The organism is Pseudomonas sp. GLN_2 (assembly GCF_043106005.1).
Lineage (GTDB): Bacteria > Pseudomonadota > Gammaproteobacteria > Pseudomonadales > Pseudomonadaceae > Aquipseudomonas > Aquipseudomonas alloputida.
In genome coordinates, this window is record NZ_JBICMC010000105.1 from 43,816 (window position 1) to 69,298 (window position 25,483).

21 protein-coding genes and 1 pseudogene are annotated in these 25,483 nt (G+C 62.5%); 6 read left to right on the plus strand and 16 right to left on the minus strand.

What is annotated here, in order from left to right; translation table 11 throughout:
* Nucleotides 1–21: 21 nt before the first annotated feature.
* Both ACF8Q6_RS25910 and ACF8Q6_RS25915 read right to left on the minus strand, forming a co-directional pair.
* Nucleotides 22–951 carry an electron transfer flavoprotein subunit alpha/FixB family protein gene (locus tag ACF8Q6_RS25910; protein ID WP_392489797.1) on the minus strand — a complete coding sequence of 310 codons (930 nt, stop codon included), beginning with the start codon at nt 949–951 and terminating at the stop codon, nt 22–24.
* On the minus strand, nt 952–1,701 hold the full coding sequence (locus ACF8Q6_RS25915; protein ID WP_003254232.1) for an electron transfer flavoprotein subunit beta/FixA family protein: 750 nt from the start codon (nt 1,699–1,701) through the stop codon (nt 952–954). It abuts the gene before it with no gap.
* Nucleotides 1,702–2,236: 535 nt separating this feature from the next.
* On the opposite strand from ACF8Q6_RS25915, the gene ACF8Q6_RS25920 reads away from it, so the two are divergent.
* Nucleotides 2,237–3,919 (plus strand): electron transfer flavoprotein-ubiquinone oxidoreductase, encoded by a 1,683-nt coding sequence (locus tag ACF8Q6_RS25920; protein ID WP_392489798.1) that lies wholly within the window; start codon nt 2,237–2,239, stop codon nt 3,917–3,919.
* A gap of 71 nt (nt 3,920–3,990) precedes the next feature.
* Here the strand turns inward: ACF8Q6_RS25920 and ACF8Q6_RS25925 are convergent, their stop codons facing one another.
* The 6 genes from ACF8Q6_RS25925 to ACF8Q6_RS25950 all read right to left on the minus strand — a co-directional run bounded on the left by ACF8Q6_RS25925 (nt 3,991) and on the right by ACF8Q6_RS25950 (nt 9,055).
* Nucleotides 3,991–4,392 carry a type II TA system antitoxin MqsA family protein gene (locus ACF8Q6_RS25925; protein ID WP_003254235.1) on the minus strand — a complete coding sequence of 134 codons (402 nt, stop codon included), beginning with the start codon at nt 4,390–4,392 and terminating at the stop codon, nt 3,991–3,993.
* Between the two features lie 2 nt (nt 4,393–4,394).
* Entirely contained in the window at nt 4,395–4,691 is a 297-nt protein-coding gene (locus ACF8Q6_RS25930) for a type II toxin-antitoxin system MqsR family toxin (RefSeq protein ID WP_010954960.1), read from the minus strand.
* A gap of 94 nt (nt 4,692–4,785) precedes the next feature.
* Nucleotides 4,786–6,111: an MFS transporter gene (locus tag ACF8Q6_RS25935; protein WP_004573659.1), complete on the minus strand. Its 1,326-nt coding sequence runs from the start codon at nt 6,109–6,111 to the stop codon at nt 4,786–4,788.
* Nucleotides 6,112–6,183: 72 nt separating this feature from the next.
* Nucleotides 6,184–6,663, minus strand: coding sequence for a hypothetical protein (locus ACF8Q6_RS25940; protein WP_012051716.1), 480 nt, complete (start codon nt 6,661–6,663; stop codon nt 6,184–6,186).
* Nucleotides 6,664–6,831: 168 nt separating this feature from the next.
* Nucleotides 6,832–7,308 carry a sigma-70 family RNA polymerase sigma factor gene (locus ACF8Q6_RS25945; protein WP_003254241.1) on the minus strand — a complete coding sequence of 159 codons (477 nt, stop codon included), beginning with the start codon at nt 7,306–7,308 and terminating at the stop codon, nt 6,832–6,834.
* A 121-nt stretch (nt 7,309–7,429) separates the two neighbouring features.
* Complete coding sequence (locus tag ACF8Q6_RS25950) at nt 7,430–9,055, minus strand: twin-arginine translocation signal domain-containing protein (RefSeq protein ID WP_392489799.1); 1,626 nt, start codon at nt 9,053–9,055, stop codon at nt 7,430–7,432.
* A 182-nt stretch (nt 9,056–9,237) separates the two neighbouring features.
* Here ACF8Q6_RS25950 and ACF8Q6_RS25955 point away from each other — a divergent pair, with 182 nt between their 5' ends.
* From ACF8Q6_RS25955 to ACF8Q6_RS25965, 3 genes are all read left to right on the plus strand, one after another.
* The gene (locus ACF8Q6_RS25955) at nt 9,238–10,584 is read left to right on the plus strand and encodes a dipeptidase (RefSeq protein WP_392489800.1); all 1,347 of its coding nucleotides are present in this window, start codon (nt 9,238–9,240) and stop codon (nt 10,582–10,584) included.
* A 16-nt stretch (nt 10,585–10,600) separates the two neighbouring features.
* Nucleotides 10,601–11,890 (plus strand): aminotransferase class V-fold PLP-dependent enzyme, encoded by a 1,290-nt coding sequence (locus ACF8Q6_RS25960; RefSeq protein ID WP_392489801.1) that lies wholly within the window; start codon nt 10,601–10,603, stop codon nt 11,888–11,890.
* A 64-nt stretch (nt 11,891–11,954) separates the two neighbouring features.
* Nucleotides 11,955–13,076, plus strand: coding sequence for a cupin-like domain-containing protein (locus ACF8Q6_RS25965; protein ID WP_392489802.1), 1,122 nt, complete (start codon nt 11,955–11,957; stop codon nt 13,074–13,076).
* 74 nt (nt 13,077–13,150) lie between these two features.
* Here ACF8Q6_RS25965 and ACF8Q6_RS25970 read toward each other — a convergent pair whose 3' ends face one another.
* From ACF8Q6_RS25970 to ACF8Q6_RS25980, 3 genes are all read right to left on the minus strand, one after another.
* Nucleotides 13,151–14,542: an aspartate aminotransferase family protein gene (locus ACF8Q6_RS25970; protein WP_392489803.1), complete on the minus strand. Its 1,392-nt coding sequence runs from the start codon at nt 14,540–14,542 to the stop codon at nt 13,151–13,153.
* Nucleotides 14,543–14,736: 194 nt separating this feature from the next.
* Nucleotides 14,737–16,059, minus strand: coding sequence for an ATP-binding protein (locus ACF8Q6_RS25975; RefSeq protein ID WP_003254253.1), 1,323 nt, complete (start codon nt 16,057–16,059; stop codon nt 14,737–14,739).
* Nucleotides 16,056–16,739 (minus strand): response regulator transcription factor, encoded by a 684-nt coding sequence (locus ACF8Q6_RS25980; protein WP_004576176.1) that lies wholly within the window; start codon nt 16,737–16,739, stop codon nt 16,056–16,058. Before ACF8Q6_RS25980 ends, ACF8Q6_RS25975 begins: the two co-directional genes overlap by 4 nt.
* 258 nt (nt 16,740–16,997) lie before the next feature.
* On the opposite strand from ACF8Q6_RS25980, the pseudogene ACF8Q6_RS25985 reads away from it, so the two are divergent.
* A pseudogene (locus tag ACF8Q6_RS25985) lies at nt 16,998–18,345 on the plus strand (DUF6861 domain-containing protein).
* A gap of 19 nt (nt 18,346–18,364) precedes the next feature.
* Nucleotides 18,365–18,982 (plus strand): GAD-like domain-containing protein, encoded by a 618-nt coding sequence (locus ACF8Q6_RS25990; protein WP_014755863.1) that lies wholly within the window; start codon nt 18,365–18,367, stop codon nt 18,980–18,982.
* 196 nt (nt 18,983–19,178) lie between these two features.
* Here the strand turns inward: ACF8Q6_RS25990 and ACF8Q6_RS25995 are convergent, their stop codons facing one another.
* From ACF8Q6_RS25995 to ACF8Q6_RS26015, 5 genes are read right to left on the minus strand one after another with little or no spacing between them, the layout of a single operon-like run.
* Nucleotides 19,179–19,745, minus strand: a complete 567-nt coding sequence (locus tag ACF8Q6_RS25995; protein WP_392489710.1) for an NTP transferase domain-containing protein — start codon at nt 19,743–19,745, stop codon at nt 19,179–19,181.
* Nucleotides 19,742–20,713, minus strand: a complete 972-nt coding sequence (locus ACF8Q6_RS26000; RefSeq protein ID WP_019750821.1) for an XdhC family protein — start codon at nt 20,711–20,713, stop codon at nt 19,742–19,744. Before ACF8Q6_RS26000 ends, ACF8Q6_RS25995 begins: the two co-directional genes overlap by 4 nt.
* Before the next feature lie 3 nt (nt 20,714–20,716).
* Nucleotides 20,717–21,928 (minus strand): cytochrome c, encoded by a 1,212-nt coding sequence (locus tag ACF8Q6_RS26005; RefSeq protein WP_392489709.1) that lies wholly within the window; start codon nt 21,926–21,928, stop codon nt 20,717–20,719.
* Between the two features lie 2 nt (nt 21,929–21,930).
* Nucleotides 21,931–22,467, minus strand: a complete 537-nt coding sequence (locus ACF8Q6_RS26010) for a (2Fe-2S)-binding protein (RefSeq protein WP_014755857.1) — start codon at nt 22,465–22,467, stop codon at nt 21,931–21,933.
* Nucleotides 22,460–25,291 carry a xanthine dehydrogenase family protein molybdopterin-binding subunit gene (locus tag ACF8Q6_RS26015; protein ID WP_392489708.1) on the minus strand — a complete coding sequence of 944 codons (2,832 nt, stop codon included), beginning with the start codon at nt 25,289–25,291 and terminating at the stop codon, nt 22,460–22,462. The genes ACF8Q6_RS26010 and ACF8Q6_RS26015 overlap by 8 nt, the downstream gene beginning before the upstream one ends.
* Nucleotides 25,292–25,483: the final 192 nt, after the last annotated feature.

The following is a 25,483-nucleotide window of genomic DNA, read 5'->3' on the forward strand; positions in this document are numbered from 1 at the left end:
TTTATAAGTGAAGCAGGCGGATCAGACCAGCTTTTCCAGCTCCGGCACCGCTTCGAACAGGTCAGCAACCAGGCCGTAATCAGCCACCTGGAAGATCGGCGCTTCTTCATCCTTGTTGATCGCCACGATCACTTTGGAGTCTTTCATGCCGGCCAGGTGCTGGATCGCGCCGGAGATACCGACGGCGATGTACAGCTGTGGCGCAACGATCTTGCCGGTCTGGCCGACCTGCATGTCGTTCGGCACAAAGCCTGCGTCGACCGCGGCGCGCGAAGCACCGACAGCGGCGCCGAGCTTGTCGGCCAGGCTGTACAGGTGCTTGAAGTTGTCACCGTTACCCATGCCACGGCCGCCGGAAACGACGATCTTGGCAGCGGTCAGCTCTGGGCGGTCGGACTTGGCCAGCTCTTCGCCAACGAAAGCCGAAATGCCGGCGTTGTGCGCAGCGCCAACAGCCTCGACGGCAGCCGAGCCACCTTCGGCGGGCACGGCGTCGAAGCCGGTGGTACGCACGGTGATCACCTTGATGGCCGCGCTCGATTGCACGGTGGCAATGGCGTTACCCGCATAGATCGGGCGCTTGAAGGTGTCGGCGGACTCGACCGAGATGATCTCGGAGATCTGGTCCACGTCCAGCAGCGCGGCAACACGTGGCAGGATGTTCTTGCCGTTGGTGGTAGCCGGGGCCAGCACATGGCTGTAACCCTTGGCCAGCTCGACGATCAGCGGCGCGACGTTTTCCGGCAGGACGTGGGCGTAGGCGGCGTTATCAGCCACCAGCACCTTGGCAACGCCGGCGATCTTGGCAGCGGATTCGGCAACGCCACCGACGTTCTGGCCAGCGACCAGGACGTGCACATCACCACCGATCTTGGCGGCTGCAGCGACAGTGTTCAGGGTGGCCGGGGCTACGGCGCCGGCCTCGTATTCAGCGACAACCAGGATAGTCATTTAGATTACCTTCGCTTCGTTCTTCAGCTTCTCGACCAGTTCGGCCACCGATTTGACCTTGATGCCCGCGCTGCGGGCAGCCGGGGCTTCAACCTTCACGGTCTTGTTGGTGGAGGCGAGGGAAACGCCCAGTGCGTCTGGAGTAACAGTCTCCAGCGGCTTCTTCTTGGCCTTCATGATGTTCGGCAGCGACGCGTAGCGTGGCTCGTTCAGGCGCAGGTCGGTGGTGACGATCGCGGGCAGGTTCAGCGCAACGGTCTGCAGGCCGCCATCGATTTCACGGGTGACATTCAGCTTGTCGCCAGCGACTTCGACCTTGGAAGCGAAGGTGCCCTGGGCGAAGCCAGTCAGCGCGGCCAGCATCTGGCCGGTCTGGTTGTTGTCACTGTCGATGGCCTGCTTGCCGAGGATGACCAGCTGCGGCTGCTCCTTGTCGACAACGGCCTTCAGCGCCTTGGCCACGGCCAGGGAGTTCAGTTCGTCAGCGGCTTCTACCAGGATGGCACGGTCGGCACCCAGGGCCAGGGCGGTACGCAGTTGCTCCTGGGCAGTGGTCGGGCCGACGGAAACGACGACGATCTCGGTCGCAACGCCTTTTTCCTTCAGGCGCACGGCTTCTTCGACGGCGATTTCGCAGAAGGGGTTCATGGACATCTTGACGTTAGCAAGGTCGACGCCGGAGTTGTCCGCTTTGACGCGAACCTTGACGTTGTAGTCGACCACTCGTTTGACAGCTACAAGAACCTTCATGGATTCCTCGTTACTCTCCGGTGAATAGATAGTCGCCTGGGGCAGAGCCCTGCGATGCGCGTGGGTACAAGGGCACCTCTAAAGACGTATCGGGAGGCAGCAACTTCACAGTGACCAAACAGTCTTGTTCGGACTCTTGCGACAAATCCTCACGGGTCATTTCCTGTCGTGGCGTGTAAACTCCACTACAAACCGGCCTAAGCCCGCAAAACCCTGCTCCACACCTGGTCTTTAGAGGTGTACCTGCGCCCGGCTGCAAGCCTACGGCGAACGTAAAACCGCTCGTATCTTGACCGTAACACCCATTCCGGTCAATACGGCAAATCGGTCACCCTCCAGCCGCGTTCCTGTGATTTTACTGGCCTGCGGCAAATTCAAACAAACGTTTGTATTGGACCCGCCAAGTGGTGTAGATATAATGCGCGGCCAAGACAAAACGGTGTAGTCCGTCATTTGCCCAGCTACAGTTCCGCCGTTGCGTAGAACCGCTGCGAATGCCCCGCACCCATAAGACAAAGCAACAGCACGAGCCTTGATGAGTAGGAGAGAACCAGTGGAACGCGAATACATGGAATTCGACGTGGTCATCGTCGGCGCCGGCCCGGCGGGCCTGTCCGCCGCCTGCCGCCTGAAGCAGAAGGCCGCCGAAGCCGGTAGCGAAATCAGCGTCTGCGTGGTGGAGAAAGGCTCTGAAGTCGGCGCCCACATCCTCTCTGGCGCAGTGTTCGAGCCCCGCGCCCTGAACGAGCTGTTCCCCGACTGGAAAGCACTCGGCGCACCGCTGAACACCGAAGTGAAGCGCGACGACATTTACGTGCTCAAGGATGCCGGCAGCGCGACCAAGGTGCCTGACCTGTTCGTGCCCAAGACCATGCACAACCATGGCAACTACATCATCTCGCTGGGCAACCTGTGCCGCTGGCTGGCCCAGCAGGCCGAAAACCTCGGTGTAGAGATCTACCCGGGCTTCGCCGCCCAGGAAGCGCTGTTCGACGACGACGGCGTGGTCCGCGGAATCGTTACCGGCGACCTCGGTGTCGACCGTGAAGGCAACCCCAAGGACGGCCTGTACACCCCGGGCATGGAGCTGCGCGCCAAGTACACCCTGTTCGCCGAAGGCTGCCGTGGCCATATTGGCAAGCAGCTGATCAAGCGCTTCAACCTCGACAGCGAGTCCGACGTCCAGCACTACGGCATCGGTCTGAAGGAAATCTGGGAAATCGACCCGGCCAAGCACGAACAGGGCCTGGTGGTGCACACCGCCGGCTGGCCGCTGGACGTGGTGGCCAAGGAAAACACCGGTGGCTCGTTCCTCTATCACCTGGAAAACAACCAGGTGGTGGTCGGCCTGATCGTCGACCTGTCCTACGCCAACCCCTACCTGTCGCCGTTCGACGAATTCCAGCGCCTCAAGCACCACCCGGTGATCAGCCAATACCTCGAAGGCGGCAAGCGCATCAGCTACGGCGCCCGCGCCTTGGCCAAGGGCGGCATCAACTCGCTGCCGAAAATGGCCTTCAAAGGTGGCGCGCTGATCGGTTGCGACCTGGGCACCATGAACGTGGCCAAGATCAAGGGCAGCCACACCGCGATGAAGTCCGGCATGCTTGCTGCCGAAGCAGTGGCCGACGCATTGATCGCCGGTAGCGAAGGCGGTGATCAGTTGAACAGCTATGTCAGCGCCTTCAAGGCAAGCTGGCTGTACGAAGAACTGTTCGCCAGCCGCAACTTCGGCCCGGCCATGCACAAGTTCGGCCCGCTGCTGGGCGCGGCGTTCAACTATGTCGACCAGAACTGGTTCGGTGGCAAGCTGCCGTTCACCCTGCACGACACCAAGCCGGACTATGCCTGCCTCAAGCTGGCCGCCGACTCGAAAAAGATCGACTACCCGAAACCGGACGGCAAGCTCAGCTTCGACAAGCTCAGCTCGGTATTCCTCTCCAGCACCAACCACGAAGAGGAACAACCCTGCCACCTGAAGCTGACCGATCCGAACGTACCGATCGCCAGCAACCTGCCGCTGTACGACGAGCCTGCCCAGCGCTACTGCCCGGCAGGCGTGTACGAAGTGGTCACCCAGGAAGACGGCAACAAGCGTTTCCAGATCAACGCGCAGAACTGCGTGCACTGCAAGACCTGCGACATCAAGGACCCGGCCCAGAACATCACCTGGGTCACCCCTGAAGGCGCTGGCGGGCCGAACTACCCGAACATGTAAGGCCCCTGCCCTTGCGGCAACAAAAAGCCCCCGGTTCTCATGAGCCGGGGGCTTTTTGTTGGCTGCCATTATCAGGCAGTACGCACTTCCTCAAAGAGTTCTGGATGGCGATCCAGCAGCTTGAGCAGTTTCACCAACGCCACTGGCGGGGTGGTCTTGCCGTTTTCATAACGGGAGAACGCATTGACCCCACCACCGAAAATTTCCCCCGCTTCACGCTGGTCGAGGTCGAACTTTCTGCGTATGGAGGCAATAAAGGAAGGATCCACAACATTTGCGTTGACCTGGCGCTCGAATGCCGTCATCAAGTGACTGACGCGCATGGCTTCATCATGACTCAGTACACATTCACCACATGCGGAGCAGTAATCGCCACTTACCTCAGGGATCACTGTCATCTCGCCTTTGTAGCTATAGGGCATGCCCTGAATGTCAGGTGCAAGCTCCGAGCCGCCGCATATTGGACATCTCATGGTTACAACTCCTTGAAAGACACGATGAGCACGTCGTCTACCACGGACAATTTCAAATAAACGTACCCAATTGCTGTAAGCGGGCGATACACATCCTGCCAAACCCGGTGGTCAATATGGCTGGTCATGCTCTTGTAGAAATCAGTGCGCTTCAAGCTGGTGATCACCTCAAGCATGCCCGGAAAATCCATTCCCAGCGCCTTGGCGCCTTTCAATGCAGCACCCGTAGGGCGGATTCGCCTTGCCGCAGCCAGGGCTTTTACCCGCTCCAGCGGGCAATGAGGCATTCTCTTTTCCATGAGAAATTAACCTTCCAGGTTAAATTTGGCTAATAGGTTATTCCAATAGCCCCCACCTGGAAGTCTGCCCCAATGCCCCGCAGCCGTTACCGGCTCATTTGTCGCCACACATGACCGGCATCGGCTCCGCCGCAAACACCAATGGCTCACGACGCCCGAAATACAAGGCCGTCAGCAGCCCCACCGCGCCCATGATCAGACAAAACCCGACACACACCCATGGGCTCCACGGCATCAGCGCAATCAGTGCCAGCGGCGTGGTACTGGCCCACACTGCGTAGGCCACGTTGTAGGTGAAGGAAATGCCCGATACGCGGATCTGCGCCGGGAACAGCCCCACCATCACCGAGGGCACCACCCCCACCACGCCACAGCTCAACCCCGCCAGCGCATAGGCCAGCCAGGTCATGCCCCACTGCCCCACCAGGCTGGCGTACAACGCGCCAATACCCAGCGGCAGCAACAGGCTATACAGCATCAGCGCGCGCCAGGCACCCACACGGTCGACCAGCAGCCCGGCCAGCACGCAGCCCATGTTGAGGAAGACGATGCCCACACTGCTCAGGGCGAAGGTATGCCCGGCAGTCATGCCGAAACGCTGCTGCATCACCGTCGGCGTGATCACCACCAGCACCACCACCGCCGAGGTCAGCACACAGGTCAGCAACGCAGCAGGGATCAATGCCCGGCGGTGTTCACCCAGCACTCGCCGCAGCGGAAAACTCACAGGTTGCTCCTGGCGCGCGCGCAGGGCGAGGAACACCGGTGTTTCACTGAGCCAGCGGCGCAGCCACACACCCACCACACCGAACACCCCACCCAACAGGAACGGGTAGCGCCAGGCGTAATCGAGGATTTCCTGCGGGGTGAACAGTTGCGCCAGCAAGGTGGCGGTCAGCGCCCCCAGCAGGTAGCCGAAAGTCAGCCCGGCCTGCAGAAAGCCCAGGGCATAACCGCGCCGCCCGTTGGGCGCGTGCTCGGCAACGAACGTCCAGGCGCTTGGCACTTCACCGCCTACGGCAGCCCCCTGGAGGATGCGCAAGGCCAACAGGATCAGCGGGGCGGCATAGCCGATGTCGGCATAGGTCGGCATCACCCCGATCAGCAGACACGGCAGGGCCATCATCAGGATGCTCAGGCTGAATACCCGCTTGCGCCCCAGGTGGTCGGCGAAGTGCGCCATCAGGATGCCGCCCAGCGGCCGCGCCAGATAGCCGGTGACGAAGATTCCGAAGCTTTGCAGCAAGCGCAGCCATTCGGGCATCTCGGGCGGGAAGAACAGCTGGCTGAGGGTCAGCGCGAAGAACACGAAAATGATGAAGTCGTAGATTTCCAGCGCGCCACCCAGCGCCGCCAGGCCCAGGGTCCGATGGTCGCCGCGGCTGAACCGGGGCGGGCGAGCGGTATCGATGGCAGTCATGGCAGGGTCCGCAGATCGGCAAAGGGCAAGAGCATAACAAATAGCTGCCCGATTGCCCCGCCGGTGGTACCGCTAGCGGTTGAACACCGTATGCGCAAAGTTGGCTCGCGGCCGTGGCCGCGCTGTACTGGCCGGCAGGGTGCCCGGCAGCGGTAGCCTGCCGACCACCATCGGTGCGTCGATGATTGCCATGAACGTCTCCAGCGCCTCGTTATCGGGCGCCTGAGGCAGGCTCAGGCTGACCGCCTGGCGCTCGGCCTGCGGCACTGCTGGCACTTTCAACTGGCTGGAATGGTAAAGCAGGGCATGCTGGATCTGTGTGCTGACACGGCAGAAGCGCTCTAGATCGACGCCACAATGGCTGGCCAGCTCGATATTGCCCAGCAACAGGTGAAAGGGCTGCAAGGCGCACTGCACCAGGCGCTGCAGCTCCTCGAAGCTGGCCACTGGGGCTATCCGGTAATAGCCCAAACCATTGAGCAACCGCTCCAGCTGCAGGCGCTGGCACGGGTGTGTATCGGCGATGAGAATGCGCAGGGTCTTGTTTACCATGGTCGGACCTGGGCCATTGGAAAATGGGCACGCTCCATGACCCTACTGCGCCAGTAACGGCTAATGCCAAGGCCATGCCCGGCAACGGTCTTCTTTGATAGAAGTCGGGAAAGCCGCATAAATCAAGTGATTGACTGACGGAATTTGCATTTGCCTTTAACCTGGCAATCAGGATTCCCATTGCCGCATGCGCACCCGGCAGTGCTTCATGGCATTGACGATGTGCTTTTCCACCAGGCTGCGGGAGATGCCCAGCCGCTCGGCGATCTGCAGATGTGAAAGGCCTTCGATCTTGCGCAGCAGGAAGCATTCGCGGCAGGGGCCGGTCAGTTCGTCAAGTGCCCGCTGCATGAGGGCCAGGCGTTGGTTGAGCTGCAGTTCCTGCGCCAGCGCCGGCACATGCCCGCCCTCATCACTGTCGAGTATCTCAAGCGGTTCGGCCTGACGCACCAGATGGCGACGATGACGGTCGATCACCAGGTTCAGGGCGATACGGTACAGGAATGCGCGCGGATGCTCGATCTGCCCGTTGTCCGTTCGCTCCAGTACCCGCAGGTAGGCATCGTGGGCAACATCCTCTGCCGCCTGACGGTTACCCAAGCGCGCAGACAGGAAACTCACCAACTCACGATAGTAACGTTCCACAAACACACCTGGAATCGTCTGCACACCCACGCTGGGGCAGATGCAGAACTGAGTGATATCAGCGTGCGATCTTACAAAATATAATGATTCTCAGCAACGTACACCTGCGCTGTGCTCACCGTCAGCCCGACGCCCGCACAACCTTGAGATTGCGGGCATACCAGGGGCGCTGCGGCACCCGTGGTTGCAGCCGGGCAAAGAGGTCTTCGTTGCCATAAATGATGCGCAACGCCAGCTTCATGGTTTCCGGGTCCATTTCGACGCTTCGACCGGGCCGCAAGCCCGGCACCGTCGAACAGCCATGGGTATCGGGACCCAGCCACGGGTCAGCCACCGCCACCCAACGCCCGGGTGCGAACCAGGGCACGCCGTTCACCTGCAAGCGGCGGATCTCACCCGGGTGGACCCGCTCATGGGCTCGAAACCAATCGTCGACTCGGTCGTCGATCCAGCCATGAAAATGCCAGAACACCGGGTTTACATGTGACGAGAAGGGGTCGCCGAGAAAATCGTTGCGTGCTTCGAACCAGCGCTCAGCGAAATCACCCGGGGTACGTGCAGCAGGCACCGGCATACCGTTGGACGGGTCGCGCGGCACCGCCGCCCAACGCATGTGCAACCAGTCATGCAGGCCCAGCTCCAGTTCTGAGCCGAACTGCCCCAAGGTCAGCTTGCTCAGGTATTCCGGATCACTGTAGCGCGACTCCCAGACCTGAAAGTTGCCGTGGAAGGTATCCGGGCTTTTGATGTCGCGTACCCACTGGGTGTACTCCTGGTCGTCATGGGCCAGCCAGGTCGGTGGCAAGGCATTGCCGTCGTGGTTGTCGAAGTAACGGGCGAAACCGATGCGGTCACGCTCGAGCTCCGGCTGAGGCAGCGGGAACCGCGTCCACGAAGGCAGTTCCTGCAGGGCCCTGGCACTGCCGAGCATGTGCCGGTGCATGAACAGGAAGTCCTCTCCGGAACCGTTGCGATCCTTGTGCCGGCCACGCGCATCACGCTCCTGGCCACGCGGCCCGGGTTGCCAGCCCAAGCCACGCAGGGCGGATTGCTTGTCCTCTTCCAGCTTGTGCCACTTGTCCCGCGATGCGTGCCATAGCTGGTGGAACAGCCGATGCTCCGGCGAAATGAGCCAAGCCAGCAGCTGTGGCGACAGCGGCGTACGTTCGCGAGCCTCCGGGAAAGGCCGCTTCAAGGCCAGGAAGCCGTTGTCCAGAATAGGCAGAGACAGGGCGCGGTCCAGGGCCGAGATACGACCATTGAGCGTTGCCGGCCCGGCATTGCCATAGGCACCCCAGACCTCATCGAGCACCACATGGCATTCATAGCGCGCCTGCCCTGCACCGGGCTCGGTTGAAAACAGCCGCCAGCGCAACGTCCCGGGCTTGTCCGTCAGCAAGTCACCCATGACCCGATAACGGGGTTCCTGCTCACTGCGCAGGCGTTCGGCGGTGTCCAGGTAACCTCGCAGCCCCCGGCCATTGCTGGCGACATCCAGAAACAATTCCAGCTCCCCGTCGGGCAAACCCAGCAGTTGGGCATCCTTGCCATGTGCAGTCCAGCGCCAGATGCCCCGCAGGGTGTCGCCCAGCTGCTGCAGGCGGGTATCGGCCAACTCGACAACAGCCTCGCCAGGCGTTTCCGGAAACGCCTCGGCATCCCGCTGGCGCTGCATATACAGCGCTCCGGGTACCGCTACGCCCGTCAATGCCACAGCAGCGATGAACCCGCGTCGAGAAATCGTCATTGCAACTACCTGCGCCTTCATTGCGGCCATGGAGCACGGCCCGTCCAAGGCTAGAACGTTGTACCTGCACTGAAATTTAACGCCGCGGCCGGGGCGGCTAAATTTCCTCCGCGTCGACTCGTTCACCCCAGGTAGCGACGGCCTCTGTGCCCTCCTTCGACGGCGAACCTACCGAGACCAAGATGACGACACCACGCTGGAAAAAAGCCCTGTACATCAGCCTGGCTGCGGCAGTCGCCGCGGGTGCCGGTCTGGCTGCCTGGTACCATTTCGCGGCCCCTGGCGGCTACGCCCGGGAAGTCGTTCGTCAAGCCAACGACTTGCAGGAACGGATCATCTCGTTCGACAGCCATATCACCTTGCCGCTGGACTTCGGCAACGAAGGCAGCGAAGCCGACAAGGACGGGCCGGGCCGCTTCGACCTGGCCAAGGCTGCCCAAGGGCGGTTGTCTGGCGCGGCGCTGACCATCTTTGCCTGGCCCGAATCCTGGACGGGCGCAAACAGCCCGCATCGCCCCACACCAGGCTTCGTCGAGGCCGCCCGCCACACCCAGGAAGTGCGCTACAACGCCATCACCGCAATGGTGCGCGACTTCCCCGAACGCGTCGCCATCGCCTACACCCCACAGGACATGCGGCGCCTGCACGGCGAAGGCAAGTTCGCGGTGTTCCTGAGCATGCTCAATGCGTATGCGCTGGGGGACGATATCGACCAGCTCGACCGCTGGGCGGCGCGCGGGGTGCGCATGTTCGGCTTCAGCTACGTCGGCAACAACAGCTGGGCCGACTCGTCTCGCCCCTTGCCGTTCTTCAATGACACTGTCGATGCGCTCGAGGGTCTGTCCCCCATCGGCAAGCGCGCCGTACAGCGGCTCAATGACCTGGGCGTGATCATCGATGTCTCGCAGATGTCCAGCAAGGCGCTGAACCAGGTCATTCAGCTCAGCCGTACTCCGGTGGTGGCGTCGCACTCGGCACCACGGGCCATGGTCGATATCAACCGCAACCTGTCCGACAAGGAAATGCAATTGATCAAGGAAGGCGGCGGGGTCGTGCAACTGGTCGCGTTCTCCAGCTACCTCAAGCCGCTCAGCGCGCAGACCCAGGAAAAGCTCAATGCCTTGCGTGCCCGCTACGCGCTGCCGCCACTGGCTGACCTGAACTACGCGCTGATGCCTGGCGACCCGGTCATAGCCGGCTGGCCCGAGCAGAAGGTCGGGCAATATGCCAACGAACTCTATGCAATCCTGGAACAGGAGCCGCCAGCGACCCTGAAGGACTACGGTGATGCCATCGATTACACCGTGCGCAAGATCGGCATAGACCACGTAGGCATCAGCTCGGACTTCAACGAAGGCGGCGGCATCGACGGCTGGCACGACGCCAGCGAAGCACGCAACGTAACGGCCGAACTCATTACCCGCGGCTACTCCGAAGCCGATATCGCCAAGCTTTGGGGTGGCAACTTCCTGCGCGTCTGGGCACAGGTACAGAGCGCCGCCCGCGGTACCGACACTTCACTGCGCTAAGCCATTGGGCACCTTTATGAACGACCGCCGCAATTTTCTCAAAAGGGCCGGCATCCTCGCCGCCGGCCTGCCCCTCGCCAGCCATCTGCTACCCGTTGCCGAGGCCGCCACGCCGATACCGAGCGCCGGCAACCAACGATGGGCCGATTTTCGCCGCCTGTTCGAACTCGACCCAAACTATGCGCACTTCGCCAACTTTCTGATCACCTCTCATCCAAGGCCGGTACGCGAAGCCATCGAGGCCCTGCGTGTACGTTTCGACCGTCACCCGGCGCTGATGGTCGACTGGGATGCCCAGTCGGAGTGGAAGCATGAGGCTGAGGTACGCCAATGGGCGGCACGCTACCTGGAGGTGGCGCCACGCCAGATTGCCCTGACGGGCAGCACTACCGAGGGCCTGGGTTTGATTTATGGCGGCATCAAGCTGGCGCCCGGCCAGGAAATCCTGACCACGGTGCACGAGCATTCCGCCGCACGGCAGACCATGAACTACCGCAGCGCCCGCGATGGCAACCCGGTACGCAGGCTACGCCTGTTCGAGCAACCCTGGCAGGTGAGCACCGACCAGGTGCTGGGTACCGTGCGGGCCGCCATTTCCCCACAAACGCGCGTGCTGGGCATGACCTGGGTACATTCGGGCAGCGGGGTGAAACTGCCGGTTGGCGAAATCGGTGCGCTCGTACGCGAGGTCAATCAGAACAGGGACGAACGCGACCATATCCTGTATGTCATCGACGGGGTTCACGGTTTTGGCGTCGAGGACATGCGCTTCGCCGACCTGAACTGCGACTACTTCATATCCGGGACCCACAAGTGGATGTTCGGCCCCCGCGGGACAGGCATCATCTGCGCCGCATCCTCGGCACTGGGGCAGCTGCAACCGAGCATCGCCACCTTCTCGGAAAACGAAGACTTCGCCACCATCATGAGCCCGGGCGGCTACCACGCCTTCGAGCACCGCTGGGCCCTGGGCAAGGCGTTCGAACTGCACCTGCAAACCGGCAAGGCTGCCGTGCAGGCACGCATCCACGCCCTGAACGACTACCTGAAGCAACAGCTGGAAAGCCTGCCTGCCATCGAGTTGGTGACGCCGCGCAGCAGCACCCATTCGGCGGGCTTCACCTTCTTTCGCGGCAAAGGCCAGGACGCCGACGCGCTGGCCAGGTACCTGACTAGCCAACGCATCATCGTCGACGCCGTCTCGCGCGATGCCGGGCCAGTGGTGCGCACTGCGCCGGGTTTGCTGAATACCGAAGCGGAAATCGACCGCTTGGTCGACGTACTGCGCCAACGCCTGCGCGCCTGACAACCCGGGCCCGGTCACACGCGCCCATGCCAACCCTGCACAACGACAACCGACGAGGCTTACCGTGGACCTTCAGCGCATACTCGAAAAACTATTCGTCAATGCCCATGCCGTCGGCATCGAAGGCGTGTTCCAGTTCGACTTCGGCCAGGGACTCGCCTACTGGTCCGAGGTATGCGACAACCCCTGCACGGGGGGTGGCCGGCATGAGGCTCCGGATGTCACGATCGAAGTGGCTCAAGATGACTTCCTCGGCATCATGGCGGGCGCTGTCGACGTAGAGGAGCTTTTCGCCAGTGGACGCCTGAAAATAACCGGCAACATGGGCCTGGCGACCCTGCTGCCGCAGGTTATCAGCAGCGCGCGGCAAGGCGCGACCACCAGCAAGGCAGCAATGAACCAGCGCTACCCCACGCCAGGACGCTACAGCGAGGAGGTCTCGGCAGCCCAACCCGTGCTGCATGAGGTACAACGCCTGTCACGGGCCGAAATGCCGCCGTCGCGGTTTCACCATGAACACCTTTCAACGGGCGTGCCAGTGGTGCTGAGCGACGCCCTTGGCGACTGGCCGCTGTTCACCATGGGCCGTGACGCTTCGCTGGCCCACTTTGCCGAGCTACAGGGCATCACCCGGCATGGTGACTACGTGAAGAAGACCTTCTCTACCGACCGCGACTTCCGCGCCACCTCCATGGCCGACTTCATCGTTTCGCTCGACAAGCCGGCCAAGCCCGGCGAGCCGCCCGCCTACATGGGCAACAATATCGTGCCGGAAAAGCTGCAGGCTCTGATCCGCTACCCGGACTACTTCGATCGCCAGCGCTTCATTCCACCGCGCATCTGGATCGGTCCCAAAGGCACCCTTACACCCCTGCACCGGGATGACACCGATAACCTGTTCGCCCAGGTCTGGGGGCAGAAATCGTTCATTCTGGCAGCACCGCACCATCGCGCCGCACTGGGCACCTGGTCAACCAGCCCGAAGGGCGGCCTGGACGGCTGCGATTTCAACCCCGATGCCCCCGACTACGAGCGCTTCCCCGAAGCCCTTAAGGTGCCCTTCCTGCGCGTGGTGTTGCAGGCCGGCGACTTGCTGTTCCTGCCCGAGGGCTGGTTCCACCAGGTAGAGTCAGTGTCCACGTCGCTGTCCGTGAACTTCTGGGTAGACTCCGGACGCGGCTGGTAACCGGCGTGACGGCAACCTGATCTTGATGGGCCATTGGCGCAGGCGATGGGCCGCAATGCGGCCCTGACAAAGGTTCAGACTGCCGCGATCAACGCCTCTGCAAAGCGCTGCGCCACGTCATCGACCTGCTCAGCGCTGATGATCAACGGCGGCAGGAAGCGCACCACCGCGCCATGCCGCCCGCCCAGTTCCAGGATCAACCCGCGCTTGAGGCACTCGCGCTGCACCTTGGCCGCCAGCTCTCGGTTGGCCTGTGGATACCCCAAGGCATCCCGCTCGCCCTGCGGCTCCACCAGTTCGACCCCAAGCATCAAGCCACGCCCGCGTACATCACCCAATTGCGGATAGTCACGTTGCAATTGCTGCAAGTGCTGACGCAGGCGCAGCCCCATGGCCTCGGCATGCTCGGCCAGGCGATGCTCGACCAGGTAGTGGATCACCGCCGAACCCGCCGCCATGGCCATCTGGTTGCCACGGAAGGTACCGGCATGTGCACCCGGCTTCCAGGTGTCCAGCCAGTCGCGATAGACCACTACCGCCAGCGGCAGGCTGCCACCGATGGCTTTGGACAAGGTGACCACATCGGGCACGATGCCGGCGTGCTCGAAGGCGAACATGCGCCCGGTACGGGCGAAGCCACTCTGGATCTCATCGACGATCAACGCCACGCCCGCCTGCTCGGTAATGCGCCGCACGCCCTTGAGCCATTCGATGTCGGCCGGAATTACCCCGCCCTCACCCTGTACCACTTCGAGGATCACGGCGGCGGGCAGCGGCACGCCGCTTTCCGGATCGAGCAGCAGGTTTTCCAGGTAATGCAGGTTGGCCTTGACCCCGGCCTCACCACCCAGGCCGAACGGGCAGCGGTAGTCGTAGGGGTACGGCATGAACTGCACGCCGCTGCTCAGCAACGCACCCAGTGGCTGCTTGGGGCCAAGGCTACCCATCAGACTCAACGCGCCCTGGCTCATGCCATGGTAGGCGCCGTGGAAGGCCAGCACGGTGCTGCGCCCGGTTGCGCCACGCACCAGTTTGAGCGCCGCTTCAACGGCGTCGGTACCGGTTGGGCCGCAGAACTGCACCTTGGCCTCGCGACGCAGCGCCTCGGGCAGGATGCCGAACAGGTCCTGGACGAAACGGTCCTTGACCGGTGTGGTCAGGTCGAGTGTATGCAGCGGCAGTTCGTCAGCCAGCACGCGCTGGATTGCCTCGACTACGACCGGGTGATTATGACCCAGGGCCAAGGTGCCAGCGCCGGCCAGGCAGTCGATGAACTGGCGGCCTTCGACGTCTTCGACATGGATGCCCCGGGCGCGCTTGAGCGCCAGCGGGATGCGCCGCGGGTAGCTGCGGGCGTTGGATTCCTGCTGTTGCTGGCGTTGCAGCAAAGGCGAATCGGTGAATTCGTACAGGGGTTGCGGCAAGCTGGCCGGTGCAACCTGGGCAAGGCTGGAAGCGGTGGACATGGGTGAATCCTCGCAAGCAAGCGGATGGGCGGTTATCGCTTTGGAAACGCTTGAGTGGGGGGAGGATTTAGCGGTTGTTACTGGATTTTATTTTTGTCTGTGCTGGCCCTTTCGCGGGTAAACCGCTCCTACAAGGACCGCACCGCCCGTAGGAGCGGGTTCACCCGCGAAGAGGCCAGCACAGGCAATAAACATCAATGCACCGGACGCGCCGGAACCCGCAACAAGACCCGCAAGCCGTCACTACGGCTGTCAAAGCGCAGGCTACCGGCACACCGCTGCACGATCGCCTGCACAATCGCCAGCCCCAACCCGCAACCACCACTTTGCCCATTACGCCAGAAGCGCTCGGTCAGGTGCTCCAGGTCCGCTTCGGCAATTCCTGGCCCATGGTCACGCACCATGAAGCCCACTTGGCCGTCTGCCATCTGCACGTCCAGCTCTACAGCTTCATCACCGCCATGACGCAAGGCGTTGTCCAGCAGGTTGCGCAGTGCTGCCACCGCCAACGGTGCCGGCATGCCCAGGTAGATTTGCGTAGCCTCCTCAGGCAGACGCAGCACGATACGCCGGTTGTCGCCGCCGCCCGCATCCTGCATCGCCTGCCGCGCCACCTGCTCGGCGCTGCACTGCACGCCATCCTCAAACGACAGGCTGCCTTCCACCCGCGCCAGCATCAGCAACTGCTCAAGCGTGCGGTGCATGCGGTCGGTGCCCTGCTCGGCATGTTCCAGCGCCTGCTCGCGCACTGCACCGTCGGTCATGCGCGCCACCTGCAGGTGGGTCTTGATCGCGGTCAACGGGCTGCGCAGTTCATGCGCGGCATCGTCGGTCAGGCGCCGCTCACGCTCGAGGGTCTGAGCAATGCGCAGGAACAGCTGGTTCTGGGTCTCCAGCAACGGCTGCAACTCGCTGGGCATGCCCGCCACCTGCAGCGGCTCGACACTGTCCGCACGCCTGCGGCGCAAGGCATCACGCATGCGGTTGAGCGGCTCCAGGCCCTTGCCAAGGCCGATCCACAACAGCCCCAGGCTGCCAAGCAGGGCCATCAATACCGGCGCCGATGCCGCCAGCAGAATCGACTGGTTCAGCGCCTCGCGCTCCATGTGCCGGTCGGCCGTGGTGATGCGCACATCGCCGTGGTTGTAGGTAAAGGTGCGCCAAAGCGCATCGTCGATGGTCTGGTCACGGAACCCGCTGCGCTCGTCGTCCATGGCGCCATCGTGCTTGTGGTTGCTGGCGAGGATCTCGCCACGCAGCGAGCTGACCTGGCAGGCCATGCCATCCGGTACGCTGAACTGGTCGGCGGAAAAATGCGCCTCCCCGCCCTTGGCAGTCAGCGGCTGCGGCAACTGGTCGATCAACCCGGCGACCATACGCGCCGACGCCACCAGGCGCTGGTCGAGGGAAAACATCATCTGCTGGCGCAGGTCACGCAGCATCCACGCCGCGGCCAGCGCCCAGATGATCACGAAGGCACTGCCGAGGATCAGGCTCAGGCGTACCCGAAGGCTCATGATGCGGCCTCTTGCGGTGCCTGCGCCGGGCCCAGCCGGTAGCCCAGGCCACGCACGGTCTCGACAATGCCGTTACCCAGCTTGCGACGCAGGTGGTGGATGTGCACGTTCAGGGCGTTGCTCTCGACCTCGTCGCTGAAACCGTATACGCAGTCCTTCAGTTGCTCGCTGGACAGCACTCGCCCGGGGTTCTGCAGCAGCGCCTGGAGCAGGGCCTGCTCACGGCGGGACAGGTCGACATGCTGGCCGGCCAGGGTCGCCTCGCAGCTACTCGGGTCATAGCGCAGCGGGCCGTGCTCGATCACGTTCACCGCCCGCCCGGCCACCCGCCGCAGCAAGGTATGCAGGCGTGCGGCCAGCTCGCGCAGATCGAAGGGCTTGAGCAGGTAATCGTCGGCACCGGCCTGCAGGCCATCGACACGATCGGTGACGGCATCGCGGGCGGTGAGCACCAGTACCGGCAGGGTCTCGCCTTTTTCGCGCAGGCGGCGCAGCAGCTTGAGGCCATCTTCGTCGGGCAGGCCGAGGTCGAGGATCATCACGTCGAACTGCGCGGCCTGCAGCATCGCTCGCGCAGCGGCGGCGTTGCCAACCCGGTCCACGGTCAGACCCTGAGCGGTGAGGCCGGCGCAGATGCCGGCGGCGATCAGGTCGTCGTCCTCGCAGAGCAGAACGTGCATGGTGGGGCTCCCGGAGTGGTGTGGCTGGTATTGCACCTTGGGCGGATTAAGGGGGCATTATGGACCTTTTGGGGAGGGTTGGGGGGAGATCGAGCGCCGCGCGGGTCGCCACCCTGCCCCTCGCAGCCTCAACCCCAATTCCCGAGTTTCTCGAACACAACAGAAACGAAGTCGCCTTTTCCTACAACTGACCCAGAAACCTCTGATCCGAATCCATGATGGGATTTCCCCCTGCACACGTTGTCAGGGAGACACCTCATGTACCTGGATTACCTCGTGCCCTCCTGGCACGAGATCGAGTCACGTGTCATCGCCATGGTGGGCTACCCAAGCGGTGGCCAGTTCCGCACCAGCCTCAATGAAGAGGTCGCCTCACTGGGCCTCAACCTGCGCCGGATCGAAGCTGTCCGCACAGCCTTCTACCACGCCGAATGGCAGGCGGCGCACCTGCTACGCCAGCGCTTCGCCGACCTCGACATCAACAGCATCGTCGACGAACTGCTGAGGGTCGTGCAGCAGATGGCGATGATCGTCGCCAGCAGCACCATTACCGGTGGCCTGCTTGGCGCGGGGTTAGGCGCATTCGCCGGCGGCGCCGGAACCATACCGTTCGCTGGCGCAGGCGCGGCCATGGGCCTCAAGGTCAGCGGCTGGATCCTTGGCGCGCTGGGGGCTGGCTTCCATTGCCGAGTTCTTCATCGAGGGCTTGCCGCGGATCGGTGAGTACTACGTCGATGGCATCCGCTTCGCCTGGGAAGGCACCTGCGGCAATGAAGGCACCGGCCCGTTCTGCCGGGACGACCCCTATGCGATATCTCGGGCCACGCATCAGATTGCCCAAGGCCATGTGGAAGTCGTGGTGCTGTTGTTGGGGGCGATCGTGTCGTACCTCACCCGCGGGCGCGGCGATGCCCGAGTGCTGGCCCAGGAGATGGCGGCCAGCCGCAAAGGGGCGCGACTGGGGCAATGGATGCTCAAGCATGAAGAGGGGTTGAAGAAACGGCCGGATCTGCAAGTGCCGGAGCGGCGCAAAGGGACGATGGATGATCCGCAGCCAGTTCAGCCGAATCGGCAGGCGGGAAAAGACAAGGAGCCCTCGACAGCTAAGCCCGGTAGGATGCCGTTGCATACGGTGGCGTGTTTCAAGGCGGATAAATTGCCAGCGTCGAAGCATGGCGAGTTTGAGCGGCAGTTAAAGGGACAACAAGATGGACTCAATCGGCTGACGGTTGAAGAGTTCCTGGAAAATATTGCAAATCCCATAAAGCGAGATCCGAAAACCGCGAGAAAAGCAAGACAAAAACTGTATGACGACCTAAGGAAAAGAGCTTATAGAAAACTGCCCAAGGACATGAACCCAGTTGAAGCAAGAAAAATTTCAACGATGCAGGCTAAGGAAACGATGTCCTCTCTTGCTGCGCTGCACAATCCAGATCTAATCGCCGGCGGCAAGGATGTCATCTCTGACTTCGGGGATAGGCAAGTAAATTCCACTATAGGTCCCCAATGGAGAAGCAGGGTAGGAGAGCTGACAAGATCAGTCGAAGAGCAAGCCAAAGATGGCCGCGCATCAGGCTTTTTAAATATCAGACTGCACAAATGCTAACAAGATAAGGAGCGCGACAATGGACGAATTTTTCTCCCTCTTCATAGAAGAAATGGGCGAGCCGATTTTCAGGCAGGAGGTGCCACCTTCTAGCATCGAGCGCTACAGCGGTAAATTGCCGAAGAAACTGTTGGAATACTGGGCCGAGCACGGATGGTGCGGATATGGTGATGGAATATTCTGGACGGTCAATCCGCAAGACTACGAGGGCGTAGCCGCCTCCTTCATAGAAGGCACTGCGCTCGAAGGGCGAGATACCTATCATGTCATCGCTCGGGGCGCCTTTGGTGATCTCTATCTGTACGGAGAAAATTCCGGGTTTTCATTAGACATCGTAGCCCACACTTCACAATACTCCGGCAGAGTGAATGAACTTGATGCAGGCAACATGGACAAGGAGGTGCAAGATTTCTTTCTATTGATCGAACGGGAGTCCAACGACTTTGGCGATTTATTCGAGCCTGCATATAACAAATTAGGCAAACTCAATCATGATGAGATGTATGGTTTCGTTCCAGCCTTGGCATTCGGTGGCCCCTGCGATCTTGCTCACCTAGAAAAAGTCAAAGCTGTTGAACACTTAATACTACTTGCACAGATCTCCACCCTCGAACCCTATAGCTTTTCTGACTTCTAAACACAGTATTGGCCGTGAAAAGCGGCGGATGAGATGCACGGCTTCGTCACGGCGTTGATGCTGGACGCGTCTGCCAGCCTGGCCAATCTTCAGCGGCTGAAGGCCGACGTGCATCTGATTCTGCTAGCGTAGACGGGCGAACTGGGACCCTACGAACTCGATGAAAAGGAAGATGATTAGCACGCGCTTACAACGCTCACTGGCGCAGCGCATCGGGCGAATCGACATCCTGCAGCACGCCGGCATCCTCGACATCCAGCCGGACGCAACGGTCCACATGGGCCTTCAGCACCGAACGCGCCCCTTCATCACCCTTCAGCCGGGCAAGCGCCGGCCAGAAATCGCGCCCGAACAACACCGGATGGCCCTGTCGTCCAGCATGACAAGGCAGGATTATCGTTGACCCACTGGCCTCGCGCGCAAGCAAATCCAGGGTCGCGGACGCCACCCAGGGCATATCACCCAACAGAATCGCTACTGCCTGCGCCTCGCTGTCAGCCAGCGAAGCGGCACCGGCCGCCAGGCTATGGCCCATGCCCAATGTGAAATCCGGACTGGAGACCACCCTGCACCGCGCAGGCAACCCCAGGTCCACGCCTCGCTCCCCTTCACGCAACACCACCCGCACATCATCGAACACTGCGCAGGCGCTCTCTACGCTGTGTACCAGCAAGCTTCGACCGTCAGCCAGCAGCGAACGGCGCTTGTCAGCGCCGAAACGCACACTGCTGCCTGCCGCCAATACCAACGCAACCACGCTCACAGCGCCGCCCGCTCGATGCCATTGCGCGCACGAAGGATATCGGCCAGTACCGCCAGGGCGATCTCGGCCGGGGTCTTGCTGCCCAGGTTCAGGCCAATCGGCGCATGGATGCGCGCCAGCTCGTCGCAACCCAGGCCACCAATTCGCTGCAAGCGTTCGCGACGCTTGTCGGAGGTGGCCTTGGAGCCCATCACGCCGATGTAGAACGCTTCGGTCCGCACGGCTTCAAGCATGGCCAGGTCATCGATTTTTGGATCATGGGTCAATGCAACCACTGCCGTATCGGCATGGCAACCGCCATTGGCGATGAATTCCGACGGCAGCTCGCGGCGCACCTCTATGCCATTCAGCACTACGCCGTCGAGTACTTCGTCACGCGGCTCGCAAAGGATGACCTCAAAACCCAGCCCCCTGCCGAATTCGGCGCAAAAATGCGCCACGCTGGAATAGCCGGCCAGCAGCAGCCGCTGGGCGGCGCCGACACGCAAGCGCACCCGGGCATTTTCCCGTTCGACCCGTGGCCCCTGACTATGGTCATCGAGCAGCTGGCGGGTACCCGTTGGCAGGCTCACCTCACGCAGTACCCGGCGCTGGCCCAGCAGCGCACGTTCCAACTCACGCAGATGCGCCTGCACCTCGCATTCAACCGGCAGGTTCTCCACCAGTACTTCAAGCACACCGCCACACGGCAGGCGAACGCGCGAACGCGGGTCGCTGCCGTCGCCATAACGCACGATGGCAACCGGCTCCGGGAATTCCCCGAGGGCCACGCGTTCGAGAAAGTCGTCTTCGACACAGCCACCGGACAGCGAGCCCAGCCACTGGCCGCTGGCGTTCACCGCCAGCAGCGAACCCGGCGCACGCGGCGCCGAGCCGTAGGTGGCGAGCACCGTGCACAACCATACCCGCTGGCCGTTGCAGGACCACTGCAAAGCCTGACGGACCACCTGGAGATCGAGATGCTGCACGCTTTACTCCGCCTTCAGCTCGGCGAGCTGCTGTACGTTCAGGTCGCCGGGCAATCCACCCCAGGCCTGGCGCAAGTAGTTGACCATATCTGTCACCTGTTGGTCATCAAGCTTGTCGGCAAAGCCCGGCATCGGCTGCATGCGCTCGAAGCCGGTGAACTGCTGTTCACGGATACCCTCGAGGACCACCTTGACCAGATTGCGCGAGTCGGCCTGACGCAGCACGGTGTTGCCGCGCATGGCCACGGCGATGTGCGGCTTGCCCTCGCCGTCGACACCATGGCAGCCGGCGCAGACGTTCAGGTACTGCTGGTGGCCCCGCTTGGCACTGTCGCTCATCCGCTCCAGGGCAACGGCCTCGATAGCCTTGGCCGGCGGCGGCTGGTCGCCCAGCAGGTAGGTGGCCATGGCCGCAAGGTCTGCATCTTCAAGGTGCTGGGTGCTGTGGTGCACCACCGGGAACATCTCGTTGAACATGCTGCCCTGGGCGCTGATGCCGTGCTTGAGGAAGGTGGTCAGGTCCGGCTGCGTCCAGCCGCGCTCGGCCAGGTCCTGGGCCAGCAGGCTTGGCGCCAGGTAGCCACCCAGCAGGCCGCCGCTCAGGCGTTGGTCCTGCTGCAGCGCACCGATCGGATTGCGCGGGGTATGGCATTCACCACAATGGCCCATCACCTCGACCATGTACTGGCCGCGCTGCCAGGCCGGGCTTTTACCCTCGGTCGGCTGCAGTTGCACGCTCTTGCCATACAGCATGTTCCAGCCGCTGAGCCCCATGCGCACATTGAACGGGAAGCGCAACGCGGTCTGCGGTGCCGGGCGGTTGATCGGCGGTATGGTCATCAGGTAGGCGAGGATCGCGTCCGAGTCTTCACGCTTGATCAGGTGGTACGAGGTGTAAGGCATCGCAGGATAAAGGTTGGCGCCGTCCTTGCGCTTGCCCTCGGTGACTGCGGCGAAGAACTCGTCGGCGCTGTAGTTACCGATGCCGTACTGTTTGTCCGGGGTGATATTGCTGCCATAAATGGTGCCGAACGGCGAATGGATCGGCAGCCCGCCCGCATACGGCGCGCCGCCTTCGGCAGTATGGCAGGCCATGCAGTCGGCCGCGCGGGCCAGGTATTCACCGCGCTTGACCTGCGCATCGTCGGCCGCCAAGGCAAACGAACTGACCGCCAGCCCGAGGGCCAATGCCGAGGCGCTACGTACGAAGCCCATGTTCAACCCTCCTTGACCAGGCCGAGATCGTTGAGCACCTTGCGGGTGGCATCGTAGTAACGCACGTAGCCTGTGCAGCGGCAGATGTGGTGACCAAGGCTGGCCTCGATGCGGTCTTCCACTTCGCTCTTCTTCAGCGGCTGGCGCTGGGCCGTTTCCACCAGCACGGTAGCGGCGTTGACGAAGCCTGGTGCGCAGTAGCTGCACTGGAAGGCGAACAGGTCGACGAACTTCTGCTGGATCGGGTTGAGCGTCAGGTTGCCGGCCTGGTCTTTTTTGGCATGGCCTTCGATGGTGCGAACCTTCTTGCCCTCGAAGTAATGCGCACCGGTGATGCAGGTGCGCACTTCTTCGCTGGTGCCGTCGGGGTTGTCGACGATCACCACGCAGGCGTGGCAGATGCCCTGGCCGCAACCCAGGCGCGAGCCGGTGAGGTTCTGGTGTTCGTGCAGGTAGTCGATCATCGCCAGGTCCGCGGGGACCTCGACCGGCCCGACCGGTTGACCGTTGAGCGTCAGTTGCAGTGGACGGTTAGCCATTGAGGGCCTCCTTGATACGGGCTGGGGTGATGGGGAGATCGCGCACGCGCTTGCCGATGGCATGCGCGACGGCATTGCCGATGGCACCGACGACCGGGATCATCACCACTTCGGCGATGCCCTTGGAGGGGTCGGTCGGTGACAGCGGCGGGAGGATTTCGCTGGTCTGCTGCCACACCGCCACATCGCGCGCATGCGGCAGGCGGTAGCGGTTGAAGTTCCAGTCGCCCTCCCCGGGCCCACCCTCGTACAACGGCATTTCTTCGGTCAGTGCATGGCCAATGCCCATGGCGATACCGCCTTCGAGCTGGCCCTTGACCAGTTCCGGCACCAGCACCCGGCCACACTCGACCCAACTGTGGTGGTTGAGCACCTGCGTCTCCAAGGTGCCTTTGTTGACCTTGACCTCGACGATGGTCGCCACCGGGCTGTAGTAGGTGACCATGGCGTTGTTCAGCTGGGTGTCGGGGTAGGCCGCATTCTGCCGGTCGAGCAGGTGATAGCCATGGCTGCCCATCTGCGCCTTCTTGGCATTCACCGCACCATCGCCGTACTTCACCGCCATGGCATCGAGGGGGAAGCGCTCGCGCACGCCATCGATGACAAAGTCGGCCTCGGCCCAGCTCCAGCGGTTGAAGCCGCGCACGCTCACGCCAGTAACCAGCCCCATGTCGTGGGCCTTCTGCGCCAGCTGGGCAAACGGAATCGGCGCCAGGCCATTGCCGGTCAGCTCACCGTTGACCCACACCGCATTTTCGCGGCGCACCACCAGCGGGTTGGCCTGGCCGCCGTGCGGGCCTTGGCTCCAGATCGCCATGGCCGCCGGCCACAACCCATGATTGAACAGCACACGCGCCGCTTCGCGGGTGGCATGGCTGAAGTAGAACGCCGAGTTGGTCGCCGACGATGGCGACGCCAGCTTGCCGACCCAGCGCGGGTTGCGCAGCGCGGCGTCCTGCTCCGGCTGGCTGATCAGGTACGGGTTTCCGCTGGTGCTCAATTGCAGCTCTGGCCATTCGGTGACTGCAGTCGTCACCTCGTCGGCCGAACGGCCGAGGAAATCGCTGACCACCAAAGCCTGGGAGGTGGACATGCCGGTGCCCAGCTCGGTGCCGATATGGCGCAGGCTGATGCGGCCATCGGCGCTGAACTCGACACTGGCCATCGGCGCCTCGGAACCTGTGCCGAAGTCCTTCTGGCAGATAGCGAAGCCGACGCCGTACCAGTGGTCCGGGTCCTTGGCGTCCATCTGTTGCTTGCGTGCATCGCGGTTGCGCCACCACTCGTGCACAGCGGCCTTGTCGAGGATCTCGTACAGGCGCAGGGCGCCGGCCGGGACCGCACCCTGGGTGTTCTTCATGCCCGATTTCAGCGCGTTGGCGCGGCGCAGGTCGATGGCATCGACGCCCAGGCGGCCGGCGATCTCATCCACCATCATCTCGGTGGCCGCCATGCTCTGCAGGGTGCCGTAACCGCGCATGGAGCCGGCCTCGACGCCACGGGAATAGTAGGCGGTCACCGACAGGTCGTTCTGTGGCATGTAGTAGATCGACTGCGCTGCCGTGGCGCCCACGGCTGCCACCGACGGGCTGTAGTTGATGCGCCCGCCGCCGTCGCAGCTCATGTCGGCGCGGAAGATCTTGAAGCTGTTGTCCTTCTTGTCCACCGCCAGCTGGTAGCGGATATCGAAGGCATGGCGCTTGATGCCGCTCTGGAACTGCTCGTAGCGGTCGTTGGCCAGGCGGATCGGCACGCCGGCGCCGTAAAGCGCAGCCACCGCGGCATAGAAGACGAAGATGTTGTTGTCTTTCGAGCCATAGCCCACGGTATAGCCCGGGTGCATGTTCAGCGTGTTCAGGGCAAAGCGCGACGGCTTGATCATGTGCACGCATTCCTGCGCCACTTCGAACGGGCACTGAGTGGCGACCACGAAGTGCAGCGTGCCCGTGGCCGGGTCATACCAGCCGTTACCGTTGTCCGGCTCCAGCGCGGCAGGTTCGATGGACGGCGTCTTGTAGCGCTCGTCGAACACCAGCCAGTCCTCGGGCGGGTTGTCCAGCTGCTCGGCCATGCGCTTGGCGTAGAACAAACCCTGCTCGGTCAGGTCGCCGTGCTGGTTGGGCTGCTTCGACCACACCGGCTTGCGGTTGAGAATGGTGGGGAACAGCATGGAATTCTTCAGGCTGGAGAACTCATCGTCGTCGAACGGCGTGGCGCCGCCCACCCGCACGAAGCGGAAGCTGCCATAAGGGTCGCGCTGGTACAGCGGCGCCTGGGCACCGTAACGGATCGCCTGCTGATTGAACTGCAGCTTGCGCTTGGCCTGGCGGAAGCGCTCGAAGTCGTGCCAGATCAGGATCGCCACCGGGTGGCCGATGAACATCGGCACCTTGCCGGGCGGCAGCAGCGGGTCGGGCGAATGGGCCTCGGGCCAGGCAATGCCGTCCTGTTCGAGGTCGGCGGCGGTGACGATGCGGTCCGGCTGCAGGTCGGCACCGAGCAGGCTGAGGTCATGGCCGGCATAAATCCGGTCGACCTTGGTCGCCTTGAGCAGCAGCGCATGACCTTGCTGCGCGGGCCAACCGGGCATGTCCTTGGCGCGGATGTCGCGGGCGAACACTTTGTCGCCACAGACCTTGGACAAGGCATCGTTACGGAAACGCGCCTTGCCGTCGTGGTTCATCCACTTCTGCGGCGAAGTGGTAACGCGCTCCTCCATCAACGCGGCGAAGGCCTGGCTGCCAAGTGGCGCCATGGTCACGCCGACACCAGCGATCAGGCCGCCTTGCAGGAAGGCGCGCCGGGAAATATCACGGTTGGACATGCTTGATCCTCTGGGCAGTTGGGGCCTGCCCTTTCTTTTGATTCTTGGCCTGGCTTGATAAAAGCTGACCCTGGCGTCAACTTTACAGCAATTGGGTGGGTATAGGCAAAGTCAAGCCGACAATGTGTCGCGGTGTGTATAGGGCAAGAGGCGGAATTCGCGCTTTGGCGGGTAGGTGTTTGGCGGGAGATT